Raw genomic sequence first — 20229 nt, forward strand, 5'->3', positions numbered from 1 at the left:
TCACAGGTCCAATTTCAAATGGAGGTCTTTTAATTGTTCTTCGTCAATGTTTGCTGGGGCGTCGATCATAACATCCCTGCCACTATTGTTTTTAGGAAAGGCGATAAAATCGCGAATGGTTTCTTGTCCTCCCAAAATAGCGACCAATCTATCCAAACCAAATGCAATTCCACCGTGGGGAGGTGCCCCATATTGGAAGGCGTCCATCAAAAAGCCAAACTGCGCTTTTGCCTCTTCTGGTGTAAAACCCAAATGCTTGAACATGGTTGCCTGAGTGTCTTTATCATAAATCCTGATGGAACCACCACCAATTTCGTTTCCGTTCAGCACTAAATCGTAAGCATTCGCTTTTACTTCGCCTGGTTTTGTTTCCAGCAACTCCAACTGACCTGGTTTTGGCGAGGTGAATGGGTGGTGCATGGCGTGGTAAGCACCAGTTTCTTCATCAAGTTCCAATAGTGGAAAGTCCACTACCCATAATGGGGCAAATTCATTGGCTTTTCTGAGTCCCAAACGAGTTGCCAATTCCATTCGAAGAGCGCTTAATTGTGTACGTGTTTCGTTGGTGTTTCCAGAAAGCACACAGATAAGGTCTCCCGGCTTGGCTCCCGTTACATCTGCCCATTTGGCCAAATCCTCTTGATCATAGAACTTGTCTACGGAAGATTTAAAGGAACCATCTTCGTTACATTTAACGTAGACCATACCTTTGGCACCGACTTGAGGGCGTTTTACCCAGTCCACCAATTTGTCAATTTCTTTTCTGGTATATGAAGCTGCTCCAGGAACCGCAATCCCAACGACCAATTCTGCGGAGTTGAAAACGTTGAAATCTTTATGTTGCGCCACTGCGTTAAGCTCGCCAAACTGCATTCCAAAACGGATGTCAGGCTTATCGTTCCCGTACAAGCGCATCGCATCATCATAGGTCATTCTTGGGAATTCTTCGATGTCCACTCCTTTGATTTCCTTCAAAAGATGTTTAGTCAAGCCTTCAAAGGTGTTCAAGATGTCTTCTTGTTCCACAAAGGCCATTTCACAGTCAATTTGCGTAAACTCAGGTTGACGGTCAGCGCGTAAATCTTCATCCCTAAAACATTTCACGATTTGGAAATATTTGTCCATTCCGCCGACCATCAGCAATTGCTTAAAGGTCTGGGGAGATTGGGGTAGGGCATAAAACTGACCTTCGTTCATTCGGCTTGGCACCAAAAAGTCCCTAGCACCTTCGGGGGTGGATTTTATCAAATATGGAGTTTCAATATCGATAAAGCCTTGGTCGGATAGATATTTTCTAACCTCCATGCTCACTTTATGTCTAAAGATAAGCTTGTTCTTTACTGGATTTCTACGGATGTCCAAGTAACGGTACTTCATTCTTATGTCTTCACCACCATCGGTCTCATCTTCAATAGTGAAAGGGGGAAGCAAAGAATTGTTCAATATAGTGAGCTCAGTAACGAGTACTTCGATTTCCCCGGTGGGAATATTTGGGTTTTTGGAAGCACGTTCTATCACCTCACCTTTGGCTTGGATAACGGTTTCACGTCCCAATTCTCGTGCTTGGTCCAAAAGTTTATTGGAAGTGCGTTCTTGATCAAATACCAATTGGGTAATGCCATAACGGTCACGAAGGTCAATCCAAGCTACAAAACCTTTGTCACGGACCTTGTGTACCCATCCACTTAAAATAACTTCTGAACCTATATCCGATGCTCTTAATGCACCACAAGTATTGCTTCTGTACATGATGTTTGTTATGAGAGCGCAAATTTAATAGTAATACGGGTATTTTATAGTGGTTATCTGTATTTTCTGTTGGATACGCTTCTTGATTCTAAATTGATGAATACTAAAACAGCTGCCACATAACATTAAATTAACTTCGGAACAGTGTTTTGGTAAATTGTCAGTGGATAAAGAGTAAAAAATTTCGCTAAATGTATCTAAAAACAATGTTTATATAAAAATTAACTTATTGTATTACAGGTTATTAAAATTTTAAAGTTAAATTAATGTAAATTAAAAGTTATCTAAATATGTATTTAACGTAAAATTTAAGTAACTTTAAATCGTTATCAGTAAGAATTTTAAAAGTAAAATCCCATATTATATGAAAAAAGCAGTATTATTTTTGGCGGTGATGTTTGCGGTTAGCGTATCTGCTCAAGATATAAAACCGACCTTTGAAAAAATGGGAAAAATGGTGAAAGCCACTTATTTTCATGACAACGGCGAAATTGCCCAAACCGGTTTTATGATGAACGGAAAATTGCATGGCGATTGGGTAATGTTCAATGTAGAAGGCAAAAAAATTGCCACTGGCCAATATGTAAACGGAAAAAAGACCGGTAAATGGTTTTTTTGGAAGAATGATGTATTAAGTGAAGTGGACTATACAGACAACCGAATTGTAAATGTAAAAAATTGGAACCAAGGCGATGCGGTCACGGTAAACCAGTAAATAAAATCAGTGCATAAGAAAAAGCCCCGACCATTTGGTCGGGGCTTTTTTGTTGGGTGTTTTACCGAAGCTATACCTTAACGGTTTCAATCCGTTCTTGCTTACGCTCCTGTCTTTCTAACTTTCTTTTTCTCATTCTTAATTTAAGCTTGTATACCAAACTGAATAGGATAGGCACCACAACCAATGTTAAGAAAGTCGCTACAAATAATCCGTAGATTACCGTCCATGCCAAGGGTCCCCAGAATATTACGTTGTCACCTCCAAAATAAATGTTGGGGTTAAAGTCGCTCATCAAAGTAAAGAAGTTGATGTTGAATCCTGTCGCCAAAGGAATTAAACCTAAGATGGTTGTGATTGCTGTAAGCAATACAGGACGTAGTCTGGCTTTACCACCTTTTACCACAGCTTCCATAAAGTCATTTGGTTCCAATAGTTCGTCCTCTTCCAAGTCTAGGCTCACTTTTTTCCTATCTATCAAAAGCTGTGTGTAGTCCAAAAGCACTACGCCGTTGTTCACTACAATACCTGCTAGGGATATAATCCCCATCATGGTCATCATGATTACGAACGCACTTCCTGTGGCAACAATTCCACCGAAAACCCCGATCAAACTCAAGAAAATGGCAAGCATTATAATTCCTGGTTTGCTAATGGAATTGAATTGGAATATCAGTATGAAAAAAATCAGTCCCAGTCCTGTGAAAAAGGCACCCATTAAGAAGGCCATTTGCTTGTTCTGCTCCTCGATTTGTCCTGTGTAATCAATTTTGATGTTATCCGGAAGATTTTCAAAGTCATTCATTTCTTCCTGAATCTTACCTACAATGGCCCCTGCATCCGTATAGCCCGATGCCAATGCAGAGTAAACTGTTACCACACGTTTTACATCACGGTGCTTTATAGCACTAAAACCTGTGCTGCTGGTTTGCTTGGTGACAGCAGAAATCGGAACTTCTTTAATTTGACCGCTCGAAGGATCTCTGAACGTAATGCGCTGATTGAACAAAGCACTTGTGTTGTATCGGTCAGCTTCATTGAACCGCACATAAATATCATAATCTTCACCTCCTTCTTTGTAAATGCCCGCTTTGGAACCAAAAATGGAACTACGTAGCTGTTGACCAACTTGACCTGTAGCAACTCCAAGCTCACCGGCTTTTTTGCGGTCTACTTGAACCAAGAGGGATGGTTTGGATTTGTTTACATCTATTTTTAGCTCATCAATACCTGGAATATTTCGGGAATTGATAAAGTTACGCATCCTTTCGGCCGTGTTGATCAGCTCGGTATAGTCTTCCCCTTCCAATTCAATGTTGATAGGGTAGCCTACAGGAGGCCCAACGGCATCTTTTTCTACAGAAATGGCTACACCTGGGTAAACATCTTTAAGTGCTGTTTGTACTTTTTTCAGGAGTTCTTCACTATCCGCACCCTCTCGATACTTAAACTCTCGAAGTGTAGCGGTAATTTTACCTCTGTTCGGCATTTCGGCACTCGAGCCACCATCGGTTTGGGGGTTACCTGCACCTTCACCAACTTGGGATACGGCACTTTCCGTCATAAAATTGTAATCTCCGTGCAGATATGCTTCGGAGTTGATAATTTCATAGACCCTGCCCTCAATGTCCTTGGTGATTTTGTTCGTCTTTTCAATGTCGGTGCCCTCTGGGTATTCTATATAGACGATAATCTGATTGGGCTTGTTGTCCGGGAAAAATTCCACTTTGGTTCTTTGACTTCCCACAGAGGCACCAAACCCTACAAAGGCAATCAATAGTAAAACAAAAGTGGTAATCGCAATAAAAATAGGTTTTCGTCCAGCCAAAGAATATCGTAAAGTCTTCTCATACATTTTTTCCCATGTAGGCAAGATTCTGTTTTGAAAAATGCTCGCCCAGTTTCTAAGAAAAAGGCGATAGATCCATAACAAGATGGCCGTTACCACCATTACAGTTCCCAATGCGCTGTATTCACCTCCAAAAACGATTATCAGAATACCAATTGCTGAGATAATCGAAGTAATGCGGACAATTTGTTTCAAGGGCATTTCCTTATCCTCTGTGGTCATGTACCGTGATACCAAAACAGAGTTAAAGAAGATGGCCACAAAAAGTGATGAGCCCAAAACCACGGAAAGCGTTATGGGGAAATATTTCATAAACTGCCCCATTATACCGGGCCAAAGGCCTAGCGGTACAAATGCAGCCACAGTGGTAAGGGTAGATATAATAATCGGGAAAGCGATTTCGCCAATACCTTTTTTGGCAGCTTCAATTCGTGGCATGTTTTCCTCATCCATAAGTCGGTAAATGTTCTCGACAACCACAATACCATTGTCCACCAACATTCCCAGACCCATGATCAATCCAAATAGGATCATGGTATTCATGGTGTATCCCATGGCGTTCAAAATCATGAGTGACATAAACATGGACATAGGAATTGCAAAACCAACGAACAAGGCATTTTTAAATCCTAAAAAGAACATCAATACAGTTACCACTAAGATGATACCGAAGATGATGTTGTTCACCAAATCATCTACCTGGCCAATGGTTTTGGAAGACTGATCATTGGCTATTGTGACTTTTAAGTCTTGTGGAAACTCGTTCTCGATGGCATCGTCCACAATTACCTTGATTTGATCTACGGCGGCCACCATGTTTTTACCGGAACGTTTCTTAACGTCCAGCATAACCACGGGCTCCCCAAATTCACGGGCGTAAGTGGTTTTGTCCTCTTCTTTAAAGGACACTTTGGCAATATCCTTAAGGTAAATTGGGTTTCCGTTTTCCGTTTTTACCACAAAATTTTCAAGTTCTTGGGGTTTGTCTATTTCCCCAACAATTCGAATGGTTCTACGTTGCCCGCTTGCAACAAGGTTTCCCGCCGAAGTGGTTAGGTTTTCGTTGCTGATACTACCGATGATATCATTAAAGCTGACTTTGGCAGCCATCATTTGATAAATATCCACGGCAACTTCCACTTCTTTTTCTTGTGCACCTCGAATATCTACCTGTTTAATCTCGGAAAGCCCTTCTATTTCATCTTCAAGATATTCGCCATATTCTTTGAGTTTTTCAATGGGATAGTCCCCTGAAATGTTGATGTTCAGTATGGGCATTTCTTCCGAAAGACTCAGGTCGAAAACATTGGGTTCCACTTTTGCACCATTAAAAGTAGGCCAGTCTTCGCCAGCAGTTTTGGAATCTACTTCGTCCTTTATTTTTTGTAAGGCCGCCTCAACAGATATATTCTCATCAAATTCGGCGATGATCATGGAATAATCTTCCTGCGATGTGGAAGTGATCTCTACCAGGTTGCTAACGGTCTTGAGTTCATCCTCCAAAGGGTCCGTAATCAACTTTTCTATATCCTCGGCAGTATTCCCGGGATAAATGGAACTTATATATATTTTGGTTTCCTTTACTTCTGGAAAGCTTTCCCTGGGCATACTGAAATACGCCATGGCACCAAGAATTAGGATAACCAAAATGAGGACATACATGGTCGTTTGGTTATCGATGGCCCATGAGGACAGCCGAAACTCCTTATCTACACTTTTCTTTTGTTTGCTCATAATTTATTGTTGCTTTGGCTGTCTAGAGATTCTTAATATTGACCTTTTGCCCTTCTTTCACGCTTCTGGCACCTTCATCAATTATAGCGTCGCCCTCATTGATTCCAGAAAGCACTTCTACGTAATCGCCTTGTGTTTTTCCAGTCTTTATGACCACTTTTTTGGCCACGGGGTCATTTTGGATGGAATCTGCATCAACCAAAAACACATATTGCTCTCCATTGGCATTTTCCGATAGGATACTTTGCGGAATTAGGATGGCATTATCACTGGTGTAATCGTTGATCATAACACGAGCAGTAAGGTTGGGCTTTATTTTCCCATCACGACTCGGTACTGGAATTTCCACGGTAAAAGATCGGTTGCTCGGATTTATGAAATTACCGGTCTGTCTAATTTTGGTGGAAACACTGTCCCCGAGCACTGGAAAGTAAACTTTTACATCTTTTCCAGGGGTTACATTAGGTAAATGACTCTCGGGCACTTCCACTTCAATATACATGTTGGAAAGGTTCACAATCCGGAATACCTCGGAACCGGCACCAGGGCCGACAACGGTTCCTTCATCTTTGATAACATCGTCGATGATTCCTGTAAATGGAGCACGAATACTGGATTTACCTACTTGGCTTTCCATTTGTTTTACGGCACTTTGCTGTGCTTCGTAATTGGTTTTGGCTTGTAAGTACTGTATTTCGGAACCTATATTTTGCTCCCAAAGTCTTTTTTGGCGTTCAAAGGTGGTCTTGCTCAATTCTGCTTGTGTTCTAAGCTGTGCCAGCTGACTGGATAGTCCACCATCATCAATTGTGGCCAATAATTGTCCTTTGAACACCTTTTGTCCTTCTTTTACATAGACTCTATTAAGGGTTCCTGCCATTTCAGGATAAATAAGCACATTCTGTTTGGTCATTACATCTCCTTGAAGTTCCAAATAGTGGTTAAACTTTTGTGGATGAACCTCTATGGTGGTCACTAGGGGAAGCTTGGCCGTATCATCTAAAAGTGCAATGGCAGAATCCAAGGATTTTAATTGCATTTCCAAAGCTTTCTTTTCACTTGAAATCTCTGCGTGCTTGGCACGAATGGCTTCCATATCTTTGCTGGCCATTACATTTTCCAAAGATTTGTTGCTACTGCCTCCACATGAAGCCAGAACAGCTGCCGTTAATGTTATATATATTGCTTTTCTCATGATGGAATGGTTTTCTCTTGTTTATTGATTTAAAATATTTTCCAGTTCGGTCTTCTTGTTAATGACATTGACCATGGATTGTAAATATTCTTGTTGACTCGTATACAATTGCGTCTGGGCCTGTCTCAATTCGAAACTGGTCGCCAAACCTTCGGAATATTTGATTTGATTTTTTTTCTCGATTCGTTCAGCCAATTCCAAATTATCTTTGGAGGTACCATACTGTTCTATCGCGAGGATATAATCGCTCTTGGCACTTTCCAGTTGAAGACGAATCTGTGCCTGCGCTTCCGTAAACTGGGTTTTGGCCTTTTCCAAAGCAATTTTGGCCCGTTGGGTACTGGCGCTTCTTCCCAAAGAACTAAAAATGGGTATGTTAAGGTCAACCCCTAGAATGGAGGACCCGAACCACTGCTGTCCACTGTTCAAAAAGTTGAAGTTATTGCTGAAGGAGTTTCCTCCGTAGTTCACAAATGCATTCAGTGTGGGCAAGGCACGACTTTTGGCCAATTTTAACTCCAAAAAACGTTGTTCGTTGAGGTTGACGGCCATTTTGTAGTCCACATTGTTTTCTATACTGAATTCGGAATCAATCAATCCCAGGTCAATTTTACTTTGGGTAAGGTCGTCCAGATTTTCGGTCAATAAGGTCGGTGATTCAATGGGAAGTCCTAAAACCAGATTCAACATTTGCAAGGTGATTTCCTCCATACGGCGGGCGTTTTTTAGTTGGTTGTCCACCGTAGATAAAGTAATCTGCAATTGATCCACGCTTTCTTCGTCCCCAAGACCATTTTCATAAATACGCTTGGTTTCGTAGAGGTTTTCTTCCAGTGTGGCCTTGTTTCTTTCAGAAATGAAAACACTTTCTTGGGCCAAAAGGACATTGCCATAAGCTTCCACAACCGACTTGCGAACATCCAGTTCTGTTTTTTCCTTGTTGTTTTGGCTGTACTCCAAAAAGGTTTTGGTGGCCTGTACACCTACTATGTAAGATCCATCAAAAATTTGTTGTTTTAACGTAGCGGTAGCAGACATGGATTGTGCTTGACCAAAAACAACTTCTTGATAGGTTCCTGGTTCTCCACCAAAAAATTCTGCTGGAATTTGGGATACAGGTTGTTTCAATTGATTTTGGTAACTGACTGCACCACTGATTTGAGGAAGACCTGTGGCAATGGTCTCCCATTTTTGTTTTTGAGCATCTATGATGTCTCGTTCAGCATTTATGGCGCTATAGTTATGCTCTAATGCATAGGTGATGGCCTGGTTCAAGCTAAAACTCGGAATAGTATCTTGAGCGGATACCAACCAGGGCAATATGAGTAGTAGACCGATTAACGTTTTTCGCATTTATTCTTGATTTGAATTGATGATTGAGTTGAGTATTTGTCTTCCCTTAGGCGTTACAATACCCCTAAGGTGGTATTCTAAGTAGTAATCCAGTAATTCGGCTTTGCTAAATATTTCAGTTGGGAATACACTATTGTCTTTTATGCTCATAACCCCTGTGAAATATATTCTGGATACAAATTCTACATTTAAGTTATCCCTGTAAATGCCAAGCTCTATTCCTCGTTTTACATTTTCGGCCACACATCTATGGGTACACTCGAACTGTATTTTTTTGAGTGATGAATGAATTTTTGGATAGTATTTCTGTAACTGGTACAAGGGCGAAGATTTTTCGTCTTTTAAGTGGACCATGATGAATTTTTTGATTTCGTAGAGCTCTTCAATTGGATTTTTTTTAAGCCCTACAATGTCGTCGATGCCACAGGTGATCAAATCGGACATGGTCATCGTGGTGTGTTGCACCAATTCTGTTTTGTTCTTAAAATGGGAGTAAATCGTTTTTTTGGATATGCCCATTTCATGTGCCAAATCATCCATTGTAACGCTCTTAAATCCAAGATTTAAGAACATTTCGGTTGCCTTTTCTATAATATTTTCCCTCATAATCAGCGGCAAATGTATACATGGAAACTTTAAAAACAAAAAAAGTTTCCATGGTTTTACAATTTTTTAACGAAGGATTGATTTTTTGTTTTAAATGGATTTCTTTCCTTTTACAAATACGGGTCTTAGTTGGGAATCTTTATTGATGTTTTCGTCATCAATTTTTCCCAATCGCCAAAAAAATGGACTGAACTGGAGCAAATATTTTTTTCTTGGACTATTTTTCTTCTGATTTGTCATGATTTTCGTTTTTGATTTTTTCTACATATGCTTTGTATGCCTCTTCGCCTTCTTCTTTCCAAAATTGATCGTAGTGTTGCCACTCATCAAAATCCCTTCTCCAAGACGTGCACTTGTTGGACGATTTAACTTTCCTTTTGTGACTTGATCCACTCTTGCTTTTACCGCCACCACCGCCACCAAAGCCAAACAAAAGCTTAGCTATGATAAAGATTCCAAGGGCTTGCCAGTAGGTAACCGTTCCTACGCCAAACAAATCTGGCATGAGCCAGTTCCATAGGCGCATTAATAGATAATTGGCCAGGAGAAAGAGTATTCCTCCCAATACGATCATGGCTATGACCTTTACTACTTTTTTTATAGTACTCCCCACTTTCTTTTCCACGGCTTTCTCGAATTCTTTTTTATGTTCCATAACTCAACTTTTTTATATTCTCTAATTTTTTTGATAGTTCCGACATGGCCCGGTGTCTTCTGGACATTAAGGTGCCAGTCGGTATTCCGGTTCTTTTTGCTATTTGTTTATAGTTGTATCCTTCAAAATCTATAGCGATTATGATATCCCTGTACACAGGTTTAAGGTCTTCAACTGCTTTTTTCAGGGCTTGTTCCATCTCTTGCGAATAACTGTTGTCTGCATCACCATAAAAGAATTCGGCAAACTCCCTCCATTGTTGGTCAATGTCCTCGCTCGGTAGTTTTCTTTCCTTTTTGCCCCGCATTATGTCCACGATTCTATTGCGAATGGCATTGTAAACAAATCCACCTACATTTGTTATGGGTAAAGCGTCATCCGATCTTGAAAACATTCGTAGCGCTACATCCTGTACAATATCCTCGGCATCCCGTTCGGATGTATCCTGGATTCTCGACTGCACATACGAACGCAACGAGCCATACTCCTCATTAAAGAAGTTGGTCAGGTTATTTCGGTTATCGGTTTTGGCTGCCATTTAGTTGGATCAGGTTGCTTTTCACTTATAGAGACGATGAAAAATTATTCTATTGCAGTTTTTGTATATTTTTTTTCGAAGGGATGCTGTTTTTTGGATATGGATGCTTTGTGTCCATGTTTTAAGCCGATGTGCTCACCTTAAATTAAATATTTGAACGTATTTTTGGCTCCATGTCAGATATCGATATCATTAGTCAGTATAGGGAGCAGTTTGTTACGTATCTTGAAGGGAGAATCCAATTGGGAGAGCCTAAAAATCTCTATGAACCCGTTCAGTATATTTTGGGGTTGGGAGGTAAGCGCCTACGCCCGATTCTCACTTTAATGACTGCTGAAGTTTTTGGCGGTAAAACCAAAGAAGCCATGGATGCAGCCTTGGCAGTAGAAATGTTCCACAATTTTTCGTTGGTACATGATGACATAATGGACGATGCGCCATTGCGAAGAGGAAAAACCACGGTCCATGAAAAATGGGATATAAATACAGGAATCCTTTCTGGCGATGCCATGTTGATTCTTTCTTATCAATTCTTCGAAAGCTATCCTGCTGATATGTACGTGGAACTCACAAAACTTTTTAGTAAAACCGCTATTGAAGTATGTGAAGGACAACAATACGATGTTGATTTTGAGACCCGTGATGATGTTACCATTTCCGAATACCTAAAAATGATTGAGTACAAAACATCCGTACTGGTGGCTGCCGCCATGAAGATGGGCGCGATTGTAGCCAAGGCTTCTCAAAAAGATGCAGAAGCCATTTACGAGTTTGGACGTAACTTGGGCATTGCCTTCCAACTGCAAGACGATTACTTGGATGCCTTTGGCGACCCAAAAACTTTTGGCAAGCAGGTCGGTGGCGACATCATGGAGAACAAAAAGACCTATTTGTACCTAAAATCATTGGAAAACGCATCCAAGGACGATCGAGATGGCTTGTTGCATTTGTATTCCATAAAACCTGAAGATTCCACAGTCAAGGTAGAGGCAGTGAAAACTATTTTCAAGGAAAGTGGGGCAGTGGAGGAAACCAAAAAAGCTATCCAAGACTTTACGCAGAAAGCCTTTGATGCACTTTCCGAAACAAATCTTCCCGAAAAAAACAAGACGTTGCTACAACAGTTTGGTGAAAGTTTGATGGAGCGAACCGTTTAAAACAGTCGTTTAAATAATGCCCGGATAAACGGCATCGGTTTTGGAGCTGTTACAATTTTAAGTTCTTCCCATAAATTGGTTTCGTTTTCGAGAAACTTTAAGATTAGGGAAGCCTTTCTTCTTTTGAACATCGACTCAAAAATTTCGTGTCCTAAATGATTGCTCTCGTACAAAATGTCCAACAACAGCGTATCGTAGAATAGAAACCTGCTTTTTTGGTGAAACTCGGATAAAGGTTTTCCAGTTTTTAAATACGCTACTAATTTGGGCACGTACTGACTTGTATTGTAAAAGGTATACCCTGTACTTGGTTTGGCCCACCCACCGGCAATCCCAATATTAAAAAGGCGATTGGTATTGTGTCGATGAAATGGATAGCACGTCATGGGAATGCTACCAAACTCGGTTTCCTGAATGGTGTAATTGGTGTTGTTGTATTTTTCCTTGATGTACGTTTTGATGGCCTTTTCATATTCGCTTTTCTCCAATAGATGTTCCAAAAACAAGGTGTATTCCACCAACGCTTCGGTATCTGAAATTGGAAGCACATACATAAACCGCGTGTTGCCCTTTTGAGGCACGGAAAAGTCCATAAAAGTGGCTTCTCGAGCATTAAATACCGACTGTTCGGTTTTTATTTGCCAGCCTACAAAGTGTTGCTGTAAAACGGGAAAATCCTTTTGTTTTAAAGGCAGGGTGGGGTCGTAAAGGCTAGAAAATACCGTTTGTCCTATAAAATTTTGAGATGAGGTGGTCACCAACACCTGATTTTCTTGCTCTTGAATTCCTGTCACCTCTTCTTGGACCCAAGTAATATTGGGATAGGCTTTTACCTTTGGTAAAAAGTGATTGTAAAAGTCAATGCCACGTAGCATTTTGTATGTGTAGGGTGCAATGGAAGTTGATTTTTGAAGTTGATGCCCCCCAACATAAATGTTGTCCCAAGTTTTATGGATTAAATCATCAAACGGGCCATTGCCCCGTTCCCAAAAGCACCAGGTACGGTCATTTTTGGTTTTATTGTCTTTGTCCAACACCAAAATAGATTTGGAAGCAAAGAATTCTTCTTTTCCCAAGGCATCTGCTAATAAAAGACCAGCAGCACCCGCTCCTATAATGATGTAATCGTAATGGGACATAGCTCAAAAATACGCAATGTAAACAGTATAAATGGTCAACACTCATCCAACATTACCCAAAAGCACAAACACAGCTAACGTGGCCAAAATCAAAAATAAACTAAACCCTTTTGCATATTTCCATTGGGTAACATCTACCACACCAATATCCGTGATGCTAAAGGTGTTGGTCCTGGGAGACCAGCGCGATACGAGCAGCATTACTCCAATATTCAATATAAACTCTATACCCCAAATGTGCACATAGTGCAAGTTGACCTGCCAGACAAAATTGGTGATAATGTAAAAAACCAATCCGAATAACAATCCGACCTTAGCTCCTTTGGCAGAAACTTTCGGCAGAAAGAATCCGGCCAAAATTACCGTGGCCATGGGAATAAAAAAGATACCATTGAGTTGTTGCAACAATTGGTAGAGCCCTCTTGGAGCATGGGCAATAAATGGTGCAATACATATGGCAAAAAGAGCTAGTATAGAAGACGTCGTTTTTCCCATATAGACCAAGCGTTTTTCACTGGCATTTTTGTTCATATATCTTTTGTAGATGCCTAAACTAAAGATAGTTGCAGCGCTGTTCAAGGCACTGTTGAAGGTGCTTAAAATGGCCCCCATCAATACCGCTACAAAGAATCCGGTCATCCAAAATGGGAGTACTTGTTTTACCAAATTGGCATAAACAAGCTCTTTTTGGTCATAAAAGGTATCGTTGAAGTAATAATAGGCTATGATTCCAGGGAGAACAATAATGAGCGGGACCAATATTTTCAACAGACCAGTATAGAGCAATCCTTTTTGGGCCTCTTTTAAATTAACAGCTCCCAAAGCCCGTTGAATAATGGATTGATGCATGGTCCAAAAATACAATTGGTTAATGATTAATCCGGTGAACAGCACTCCAAAGGGCATTATGGAATCGCGTGAGCCAGGTCCAACAGAGACTTCATCGCTTATGACATTGAACTTTTCTGGAGCTTTTTCAAAAACCAGTCGCAAGCCTTCAAAAATATGTCCATCGCCTATGTTCCAAAGTGCCAAAATAGGGATGGAGATTCCCGCTATCAAAAGTCCAAAGCCATTGATGGTATCCGTATACACCACCATTTTTAGGCCGCCGAAAATGGCATAGACTGCTCCGATGCAGCCCACGGTAACCACAGTTAACCAAAGTCCTTCATTTTTAGTAATCCCCAATAGCCCGGAAATATCAAAAATCTGTTCAATGCTTATCGCCCCTGAATAGAGCACGATGGGCAAAAGGGTAGAAACAAAGGAAATAATCAAGAGAAAGGCAATGATGGTTCGGGTGAGTCCATCAAAACGTTTCTCAAGAAATTCAGGGATGGTGGTGAGTCCCATTTTCAAGTAACGTGGGGCAAAATACATGGCTGCTGCTACCAAAGCCAAAGCAGATGTTACTTCCCAAGCAATGATGATGGCTCCATGCTTATAGGCATCACCGTTCATGCCTACCAAATGCTCAGTGGAAATATTGGTCAATAAAAGTGAGCCTGCAATGACCACTCCGGTTAGGCTTCGACCACCCAAAAAATAACCATCTTGAGTAGAAAGCTTGTCTTTTCTTAGTTTCCAACTAGAGTATGCGGCGACGAAGGCCGTAAAAACAAAAAAGCTGATGAATTGCACCATCCGCTAAAACCGAATTGTATTGGGAAGATATTTGGCTGCCAAATCTTCATAATAAGGGCGAAGTTCTTTTACATTCGGTCGTACGGGTGCCTTGGTGTATAGATCATACGGATTAAACTTTTCGACCCATTTAAACATTTCATGGTCGTGTTTGTCCATCAAATGATTATAAGCCTGTTCTTTATGTTGGGCGTAAAAGCTATGGTACCGAATCATATAGAGTCCTTCTTCTGGTAGATAGTCCTTCATTACATGGTACAGGTACTCATCGTGCCCCCAAGACATGTGCACATTGCGCAAACCACAGTTTTCTTCGTATACTCCCAACTTGGTACTATATTGTTCATGGGTGTAATCGGGATTTGCCTTAAAGAATTCTGGATAAACTATTTTATTTGAATGCTGGCAGCCCACCGGAAATGTATCACCTACCACGGCCCATTGTGGTTCACCAAACAAGCAGAGGACTTTTCCTAAATCGTGCAGAAAGCCTGTCAATATAAACCAATCTGGGTGTCCATCGGCACGTATGGCCTCAGAAGTTTGTAAGAGATGTTGTGTCTGGTCCAAATCAATATCAGGGTCCGAATCGTCAATCAAGGTGTTCAAATATTCCACGGCATCCCAAAGTCCCATCTCACGTCGATTTAGGGAGAGGAACTCTTTTTCTTTTTCCAACACAAAATCATAGGTTTGGAAAGTATGGTTCATCCGATAGAATTCCTTTACGGTATCCCTTGCGGGACTATCATAATTTCTAAATTCTTCTTTTGACTTACTTGGTTTTTCGGGATAACGCTCCAACAAATCATCTTCCCAAAGCTCCATCATATCATGAGCTTGTTTCTTTTGTTCTGGGTTTAGTTCCATTATGTGCAAATTAAGGGTGTGCGCCCTATTACCCTAAAAATAGTGTTTTTTTAGATTTGAAACTAAAACACAGTATATCTCAGTCCAAAAAAACCACGTATCCCTTGGTTGGGTCCATACACATAGGCGGGATCAAATGTAAGCGCATAAGGATTGTTGGGTGTGGCCACTGCATTACCATTGTTGTCAAAAGTTACTTCTTTGTCAAATGGGTCGTTGGCTCGGGCAATGATAAAGGGATTGCCACGGTTTGGGGTCCAATCCAACAGGTTTTTGATGCCTCCGTAAACTTCAAAATTGTTGAGTCCTTTATAGGTAAATTGGATATTCTGAATACTCCACGTAGGCGAATATTCCCGTCTTGGGTCTAACTCTCCCAAAAGCGGCAATCGCATAGGGCCATATAAATTCCCTGTGTAGTCCGCCGTTAGATTCAGGGAGCGAAAGGTGTATGACAAATTCCATGTAGCGGTAATGCTTTCGGTAAGGATTTGTTGTTGGGTCACTCCATTTTCCGTATTGCTCACATCTTGCCAAGTGGCACCCACCATAATCTTAAAGCTGCTGGGAAAAGCCACATCCAAATTGGCACTAATCCCTTGTGAAACGGACTTGCCGTCTAAATTATCGTAAATGATTTGATTGGGGTTGGTCTCATAATCGGGCAGGATAACGTTGGAGAATCTAGTATAAAACGCAGAAGCATCCAGACCAATAAAAGTACCATTGTCACTATAAATCTTCTTCAAATAATTGATATTGACATTTATCGAGCGTTCCGGTTTCAGTTCTTCTGCAACGATCACTTCCCTGGAACCAGTGAGCGCAGCATGATCTTCGGTAAACAGATTCACCACACGAAACCCCGTGCCCGCATTCACCCGAAAAATATCGTTGTGGGAAATCTTCCATTTGTATGCAGCCCGAGGGGTTAAAATATTACCGTGTCTTTGGTCATAATCATACCGGAGCCCAGCCAAAAAGGAATGTTTGGGGGCAAAACTGAATTCATCTTGAGCAAAGAGACTGGGAATCCAAATGTTGTCAGCCTCTGTTGTTGCGGGGGTGTTGTCATCATAAAAATTATAACGAACCGCACTCCCGAACAGCAAATCGTGATTTGCCACGGTTTTGTCCCAGGTCAATTGCGCAAAACCAATACGCTGATCCGCCAAATACTCGGTATCCCCGTACACCGAATTTTGGCTATGGTCGTTATAGGAGAAAGATAAGAGAAGCTTTTCTTCCAAAGGCAATTGATATTTTCCCAGCACTTCCCATCTTCGGGTGTAGATGCTCTCCCCATAAACTTTGTCCCCACCTCGAAATTCAGGGGTCCATTGCATTTCGCCACCCCAACGGTCCTCATAAAAAAAACGTCCAGCTAAAGAGAACAAACGGTTATCGCTACGCTCAAAATTCCACTTTTGGAAAATGGATATACGGTCTTGGAGGGTGAGGTCGGTAAAATTATCACCGTTGTTGTCCACGGGAATATCATAATTGAAGTAATTAACGCCTAAAAGAAGGTCCGTTTTTCGTCCAATTTTAAGTTTACTGCCGACATCCAAATTGTACTCGCCCCAACCTGTGGCAAAGCCATCGGCAAAAAATTCAGGAGCACTCAAAGCATTTTTTGTGATGATGTTTATCAAACCACCTACTGCTTCACTACCATAAAGTGAAGAAGCAGGTCCTTTTACGATTTCAATTTGTTCAATTAGGGAATTTGGGATGCCGGTAAGGCCATAAACCGTACCCAAACCACTTACAATGGGCATACCATCAATAAGAACCAAGGTATAAGGTCCCTCAAGTCCATTAATATGGATGTCCCCCGTGTTGCACACATTGCAATTAATCTGCGGACGCACCCCGTTCACATTTTGGAGTGCGTCAAAAACACTCGCTGTAGGGTTCTTTTTTAGAAAAGTAGGGGAGTAGACTTCTACGGGCACGGGGCTTTCCAAACGGCTAACAGGTTTTAAAGTACCCGTTACTACGGTTTCCTTCAAATTTTGTGCGGACGGTTGCAGTTTTATGTTGACGGTTTTATTTACTCCTGCCCCGATATTGATCTTGGTTTGATACGGTCGATATCCCAAAGAGGTCACCAGCAATAAATACTCTCCGGATTGAATATTGTTCAACTCATACAAACCATCAATATCAGTAGCAGTTCCTATTTTGGTTCCTTTGAGAAATACGCTTGCCAGGGGAAGAGGCTCACCGTTATCCGTAACCTTTCCGTTTAACGAAGCTGTTTGCGCAATACAACAACTACCTACCAGAGCTATCCATGACAAAGTGATATGTTTACAAATATTTTTCAATTAGTATAAAATTAAATTTAGACAAATCTAAAAATAGATTTTGTCAAATAAAAATGTATTTTTGAAAAAATATTTTTTGATGACTCGATCAGAGGAAAACTATTTAAAGACAATTTTTCATTTGGGTGGTGGCGATTCCAAGTCCATCACCACTAATGCCATTGCAGAGCAAATGGAAACAAAACCGTCGTCCGTGACCGATATGGCCAAGAAATTATCGGAAAAAGGATTGGTGGATTACGTACGGTACCAAGGGGTTTCATTAACCACTGCAGGCAAGAAGACAGCTTTATCCATCATTAGAAAACACCGCTTATGGGAGGTTTTCTTGGTGAAAAAACTGGATTTTAGTTGGGATGAGGTACACGAAGTTGCCGAACAATTGGAGCACATTAAAAGTGAAAAATTGGTTGACAAAATCGATGAACTTTTGGATTTTCCAAAATATGACCCACATGGGGATCCTATTCCCACCAAGGACGGGAAGTTTCAAGAACGGGATGAAAAATTACTCAGCGAAATGCCCATCAATTCCATAGGAATATGTGTTGGGGTAAAGGATTCCTCCGTGCCCTTTCTTAAGTTTTTGGACAAGAACAATATTGCCTTGGGAAATACCATTCAGGTGTTGGACAAGGAGGACTTTGATAATTCCCTAAGAATTCAAATGGATGGGAAGGAAATGCGAATATCACATCAAATAGCGTCTAACCTTTATGTAAAAAAGAACGACTAATGGATCAGGTAATACAGTACTTTCAAGATATAGACCCCGTATTGGCAGCTTTTTATGCTACCCTATTTACTTGGGGGTTGACCGCGGCAGGAGCTGCTTTGGTCTTCTTTTTTAAAGGGATGAACCGTGCATTACTTGATGGAATGTTGGGCTTTACCGGAGGAGTTATGGTTGCAGCGAGTTTTTGGAGTCTGTTGGCACCTGGTATTGAAATGAGCCCAGGAGATGGTTTTGTAAAAGTGATTCCAGCAGCGGTAGGTTTCTTGTTGGGCGCAGCTTTTATTTTTGGTTTGGACAAAATTCTCCCCCACTTGCACATTAATTTTAAAATGAGCGAGGCAGAAGGGGTGAAGACTCCTTGGCACAGGACCACTTTGCTCACTTTGGCAATTACGTTACACAATATTCCCGAAGGGTTGGCGGTAGGGGTTCTTTTTGGTGGTGTGGCCGCAGGGTTTGAAGGTGCATCCATTGGCGGTGCCGTTGCCTTGGCACTGGGTATTGGACTTCAAAATTTCCCAGAAGGATTTGCGGTGGCAATGCCATTGAGGAGACAAGGACTTACTCGAACCAAAAGTTTTTTGTATGGTCAGGCTTCGGCACTGGTTGAGCCTATTGCAGCTGTTTTGGGTGCTTGGGCCGTGCTCACATTTGAGCCTATTTTGCCTTATGCACTTTCCTTTGCGGCAGGGGCTATGATATTTGTTGTGGTGGAAGAGGTTATTCCCGAAACACAACAAGACAAATACACCGATATCGCCACAATGGGCTTTATCGGTGGATTTATTATTATGATGACCCTGGATGTGGGATTAGGATAAAACTATCCCCCTATCAAATCAAAAACACCTTTGGTCAAAAACTGATCTGTTTCATTTAAGTCGGAAGCTATGATTTCCGTATAACCATCATAGGTGTTTCCTTGTTTTACGGCAATTTGCTCAAAGGTGTAGCCACCATCTTCTTTATCAACCAGTTTAAGTACGTAATAGGTGCCTTCAGATTCGATTACGGCTTCTTCTGGCAATGACAAAGTTTGGATGGTGTCTGTCATGATTTTGGCATCCACGAACATCCCTGGGAGGAGATTCACCTCTTCCTCGTGAGCTAGATGACCGTGTACTTTTATGGATCTATTCGTATTATCAATGGATGTGCCTACCAAATGCACTTCGGCCTCAAAAGTCTCTTCCGAGGCTTCAGGAATTTTGAACTGGATTTTTTGTCCTTTCTTAACTTTAAGAATGTCCTTTTCAAAAACAGACAGTTCTAAATGTACATGGTCGTTGTCTACAATTTCCAGAATCTCGGTGGCTGGCGAAACATAACTTCCTTTGGCCACGTTCATTTTGGTGACACTTCCCGAAATTGGAGCATAAATTACCGCTTGGGAAGTAATATTGCCCTGTTCGACCCTACTAGGTGAAATGTTCAGCATTTGCAACTGCTCTCTTAATCCTTGATAGCGCGCTTTGGCTGTTTCATAATTGCTCTTGGCTTGAAGAAAGTTTTTTTGCGAAGCGATTTTCTCTTCAAACAGTGTTTGGTTTCTTTCAAATTCAGTTTTTAAGAAATCCAATTGGTTGAAAATTTCCAGATAATCTTGTTGCATCTGTACAAATTCCTGATTTTCCAAGGTTACCAAAAGTTGCCCTTTCTTCACTTGATTACCGACCAATAATGAGGTATTTTTCACAAATCCACCCATAAAGGCTGTTATGCTAGCTCGATTCTCTGGTGGAACATCGATCATTCCAGAAGTTTCCACCATTTTAGGAAAGGTTCTCTTTTCCATAGTACCCAACATAAGATCGTTGGTGTCAAATTGATTTTGAGTCACCTGTATTCCAGTGGTTTTTGCTTGTTCTTCGGAAACGGACTCAGCGTTATTTTTGTTGCCACAGCCCATCAATAGAAGGAAAACAGTGGCGATTTGAATTATATTTTTCATTG

The 20229-nt window shown here is 41.1% G+C and carries 17 protein-coding genes; 4 read left to right on the forward strand and 13 right to left on the reverse strand.

Translation table 11 applies throughout. The annotated features are described in order from the left end of the window. The gene (gene aspS / locus ACQQ5U_RS18275) at positions 1-1749 is read right to left on the reverse strand and encodes an aspartate--tRNA ligase (protein WP_437399762.1); all 1749 of its coding nucleotides are present in this window, start codon (positions 1747-1749) and stop codon (positions 1-3) included. 364 nt (positions 1750-2113) lie between these two features. Between aspS and ACQQ5U_RS18280 the strand changes: the two genes are divergently transcribed. Then, positions 2114-2464 (forward strand): toxin-antitoxin system YwqK family antitoxin, encoded by a 351-nt coding sequence (locus ACQQ5U_RS18280; protein ID WP_437399764.1) that lies wholly within the window; start codon positions 2114-2116, stop codon positions 2462-2464. Between the two features lie 70 nt (positions 2465-2534). Here ACQQ5U_RS18280 and ACQQ5U_RS18285 read toward each other — a convergent pair whose 3' ends face one another. The 7 genes from ACQQ5U_RS18285 to ACQQ5U_RS18315 all read right to left on the reverse strand — a co-directional run bounded on the left by ACQQ5U_RS18285 (position 2535) and on the right by ACQQ5U_RS18315 (position 10394). After that, positions 2535-6047 (reverse strand): efflux RND transporter permease subunit, encoded by a 3513-nt coding sequence (locus tag ACQQ5U_RS18285; RefSeq protein WP_437399767.1) that lies wholly within the window; start codon positions 6045-6047, stop codon positions 2535-2537. A 22-nt stretch (positions 6048-6069) separates the two neighbouring features. Then, complete coding sequence (locus ACQQ5U_RS18290) at positions 6070-7242, reverse strand: efflux RND transporter periplasmic adaptor subunit (RefSeq protein WP_437399768.1); 1173 nt, start codon at positions 7240-7242, stop codon at positions 6070-6072. Between the two features lie 21 nt (positions 7243-7263). Then, positions 7264-8595 carry a TolC family protein gene (locus ACQQ5U_RS18295; RefSeq protein WP_437399771.1) on the reverse strand — a complete coding sequence of 444 codons (1332 nt, stop codon included), beginning with the start codon at positions 8593-8595 and terminating at the stop codon, positions 7264-7266. After that, a complete protein-coding gene (locus ACQQ5U_RS18300) occupies positions 8596-9201 on the reverse strand; it encodes a TetR/AcrR family transcriptional regulator (RefSeq protein ID WP_437399772.1) in 606 nt (201 codons plus the stop codon). It abuts the gene before it with no gap. Between the two features lie 90 nt (positions 9202-9291). After that, positions 9292-9441 carry a hypothetical protein gene (locus tag ACQQ5U_RS18305; RefSeq protein WP_437399774.1) on the reverse strand — a complete coding sequence of 50 codons (150 nt, stop codon included), beginning with the start codon at positions 9439-9441 and terminating at the stop codon, positions 9292-9294. Beyond that, a complete protein-coding gene (locus ACQQ5U_RS18310) occupies positions 9419-9856 on the reverse strand; it encodes a hypothetical protein (RefSeq protein ID WP_437399775.1) in 438 nt (145 codons plus the stop codon). The genes ACQQ5U_RS18305 and ACQQ5U_RS18310 overlap by 23 nt, the downstream gene beginning before the upstream one ends. Then, on the reverse strand, positions 9846-10394 hold the full coding sequence (locus ACQQ5U_RS18315) for an RNA polymerase sigma factor (RefSeq protein ID WP_437399776.1): 549 nt from the start codon (positions 10392-10394) through the stop codon (positions 9846-9848). The genes ACQQ5U_RS18310 and ACQQ5U_RS18315 overlap by 11 nt, the downstream gene beginning before the upstream one ends. Positions 10395-10567: 173 nt before the next feature. On the opposite strand from ACQQ5U_RS18315, the gene ACQQ5U_RS18320 reads away from it, so the two are divergent. Next, on the forward strand, positions 10568-11551 hold the full coding sequence (locus tag ACQQ5U_RS18320) for a polyprenyl synthetase family protein (RefSeq protein WP_437399778.1): 984 nt from the start codon (positions 10568-10570) through the stop codon (positions 11549-11551). Here ACQQ5U_RS18320 and ACQQ5U_RS18325 read toward each other — a convergent pair. From ACQQ5U_RS18325 to ACQQ5U_RS18340, 4 genes are all read right to left on the reverse strand, one after another. Further along, positions 11548-12690 carry a lycopene cyclase family protein gene (locus ACQQ5U_RS18325; RefSeq protein WP_437399780.1) on the reverse strand — a complete coding sequence of 381 codons (1143 nt, stop codon included), beginning with the start codon at positions 12688-12690 and terminating at the stop codon, positions 11548-11550. The genes ACQQ5U_RS18320 and ACQQ5U_RS18325 overlap by 4 nt on opposite strands. 42 nt (positions 12691-12732) lie before the next feature. After that, on the reverse strand, positions 12733-14337 hold the full coding sequence (locus ACQQ5U_RS18330) for a solute:sodium symporter family transporter (protein ID WP_437399782.1): 1605 nt from the start codon (positions 14335-14337) through the stop codon (positions 12733-12735). A gap of 3 nt (positions 14338-14340) precedes the next feature. After that, positions 14341-15207 carry an inositol oxygenase family protein gene (locus ACQQ5U_RS18335; protein WP_437399783.1) on the reverse strand — a complete coding sequence of 289 codons (867 nt, stop codon included), beginning with the start codon at positions 15205-15207 and terminating at the stop codon, positions 14341-14343. Positions 15208-15269: 62 nt separating this feature from the next. Then, entirely contained in the window at positions 15270-17540 is a 2271-nt protein-coding gene (locus tag ACQQ5U_RS18340; RefSeq protein WP_437399784.1) for a TonB-dependent receptor, read from the reverse strand. A 79-nt stretch (positions 17541-17619) separates the two neighbouring features. Between ACQQ5U_RS18340 and ACQQ5U_RS18345 the strand changes: the two genes are divergently transcribed. Beyond that, positions 17620-18276, forward strand: coding sequence for a metal-dependent transcriptional regulator (locus ACQQ5U_RS18345; RefSeq protein WP_437399786.1), 657 nt, complete (start codon positions 17620-17622; stop codon positions 18274-18276). Beyond that, the gene (locus ACQQ5U_RS18350; protein ID WP_437399788.1) at positions 18276-19097 is read left to right on the forward strand and encodes a ZIP family metal transporter; all 822 of its coding nucleotides are present in this window, start codon (positions 18276-18278) and stop codon (positions 19095-19097) included. Before ACQQ5U_RS18345 ends, ACQQ5U_RS18350 begins: the two co-directional genes overlap by 1 nt. Before the next feature lie 2 nt (positions 19098-19099). On the opposite strand, the gene ACQQ5U_RS18355 is transcribed toward ACQQ5U_RS18350, so the two are convergent. Next, positions 19100-20227, reverse strand: coding sequence for an efflux RND transporter periplasmic adaptor subunit (locus ACQQ5U_RS18355; protein WP_437399790.1), 1128 nt, complete (start codon positions 20225-20227; stop codon positions 19100-19102). Positions 20228-20229: the final 2 nt, after the last annotated feature.

Source organism: Flagellimonas lutimaris, assembly GCF_051494225.1.
GTDB lineage: Bacteria > Bacteroidota > Bacteroidia > Flavobacteriales > Flavobacteriaceae > Flagellimonas > Flagellimonas lutimaris_A.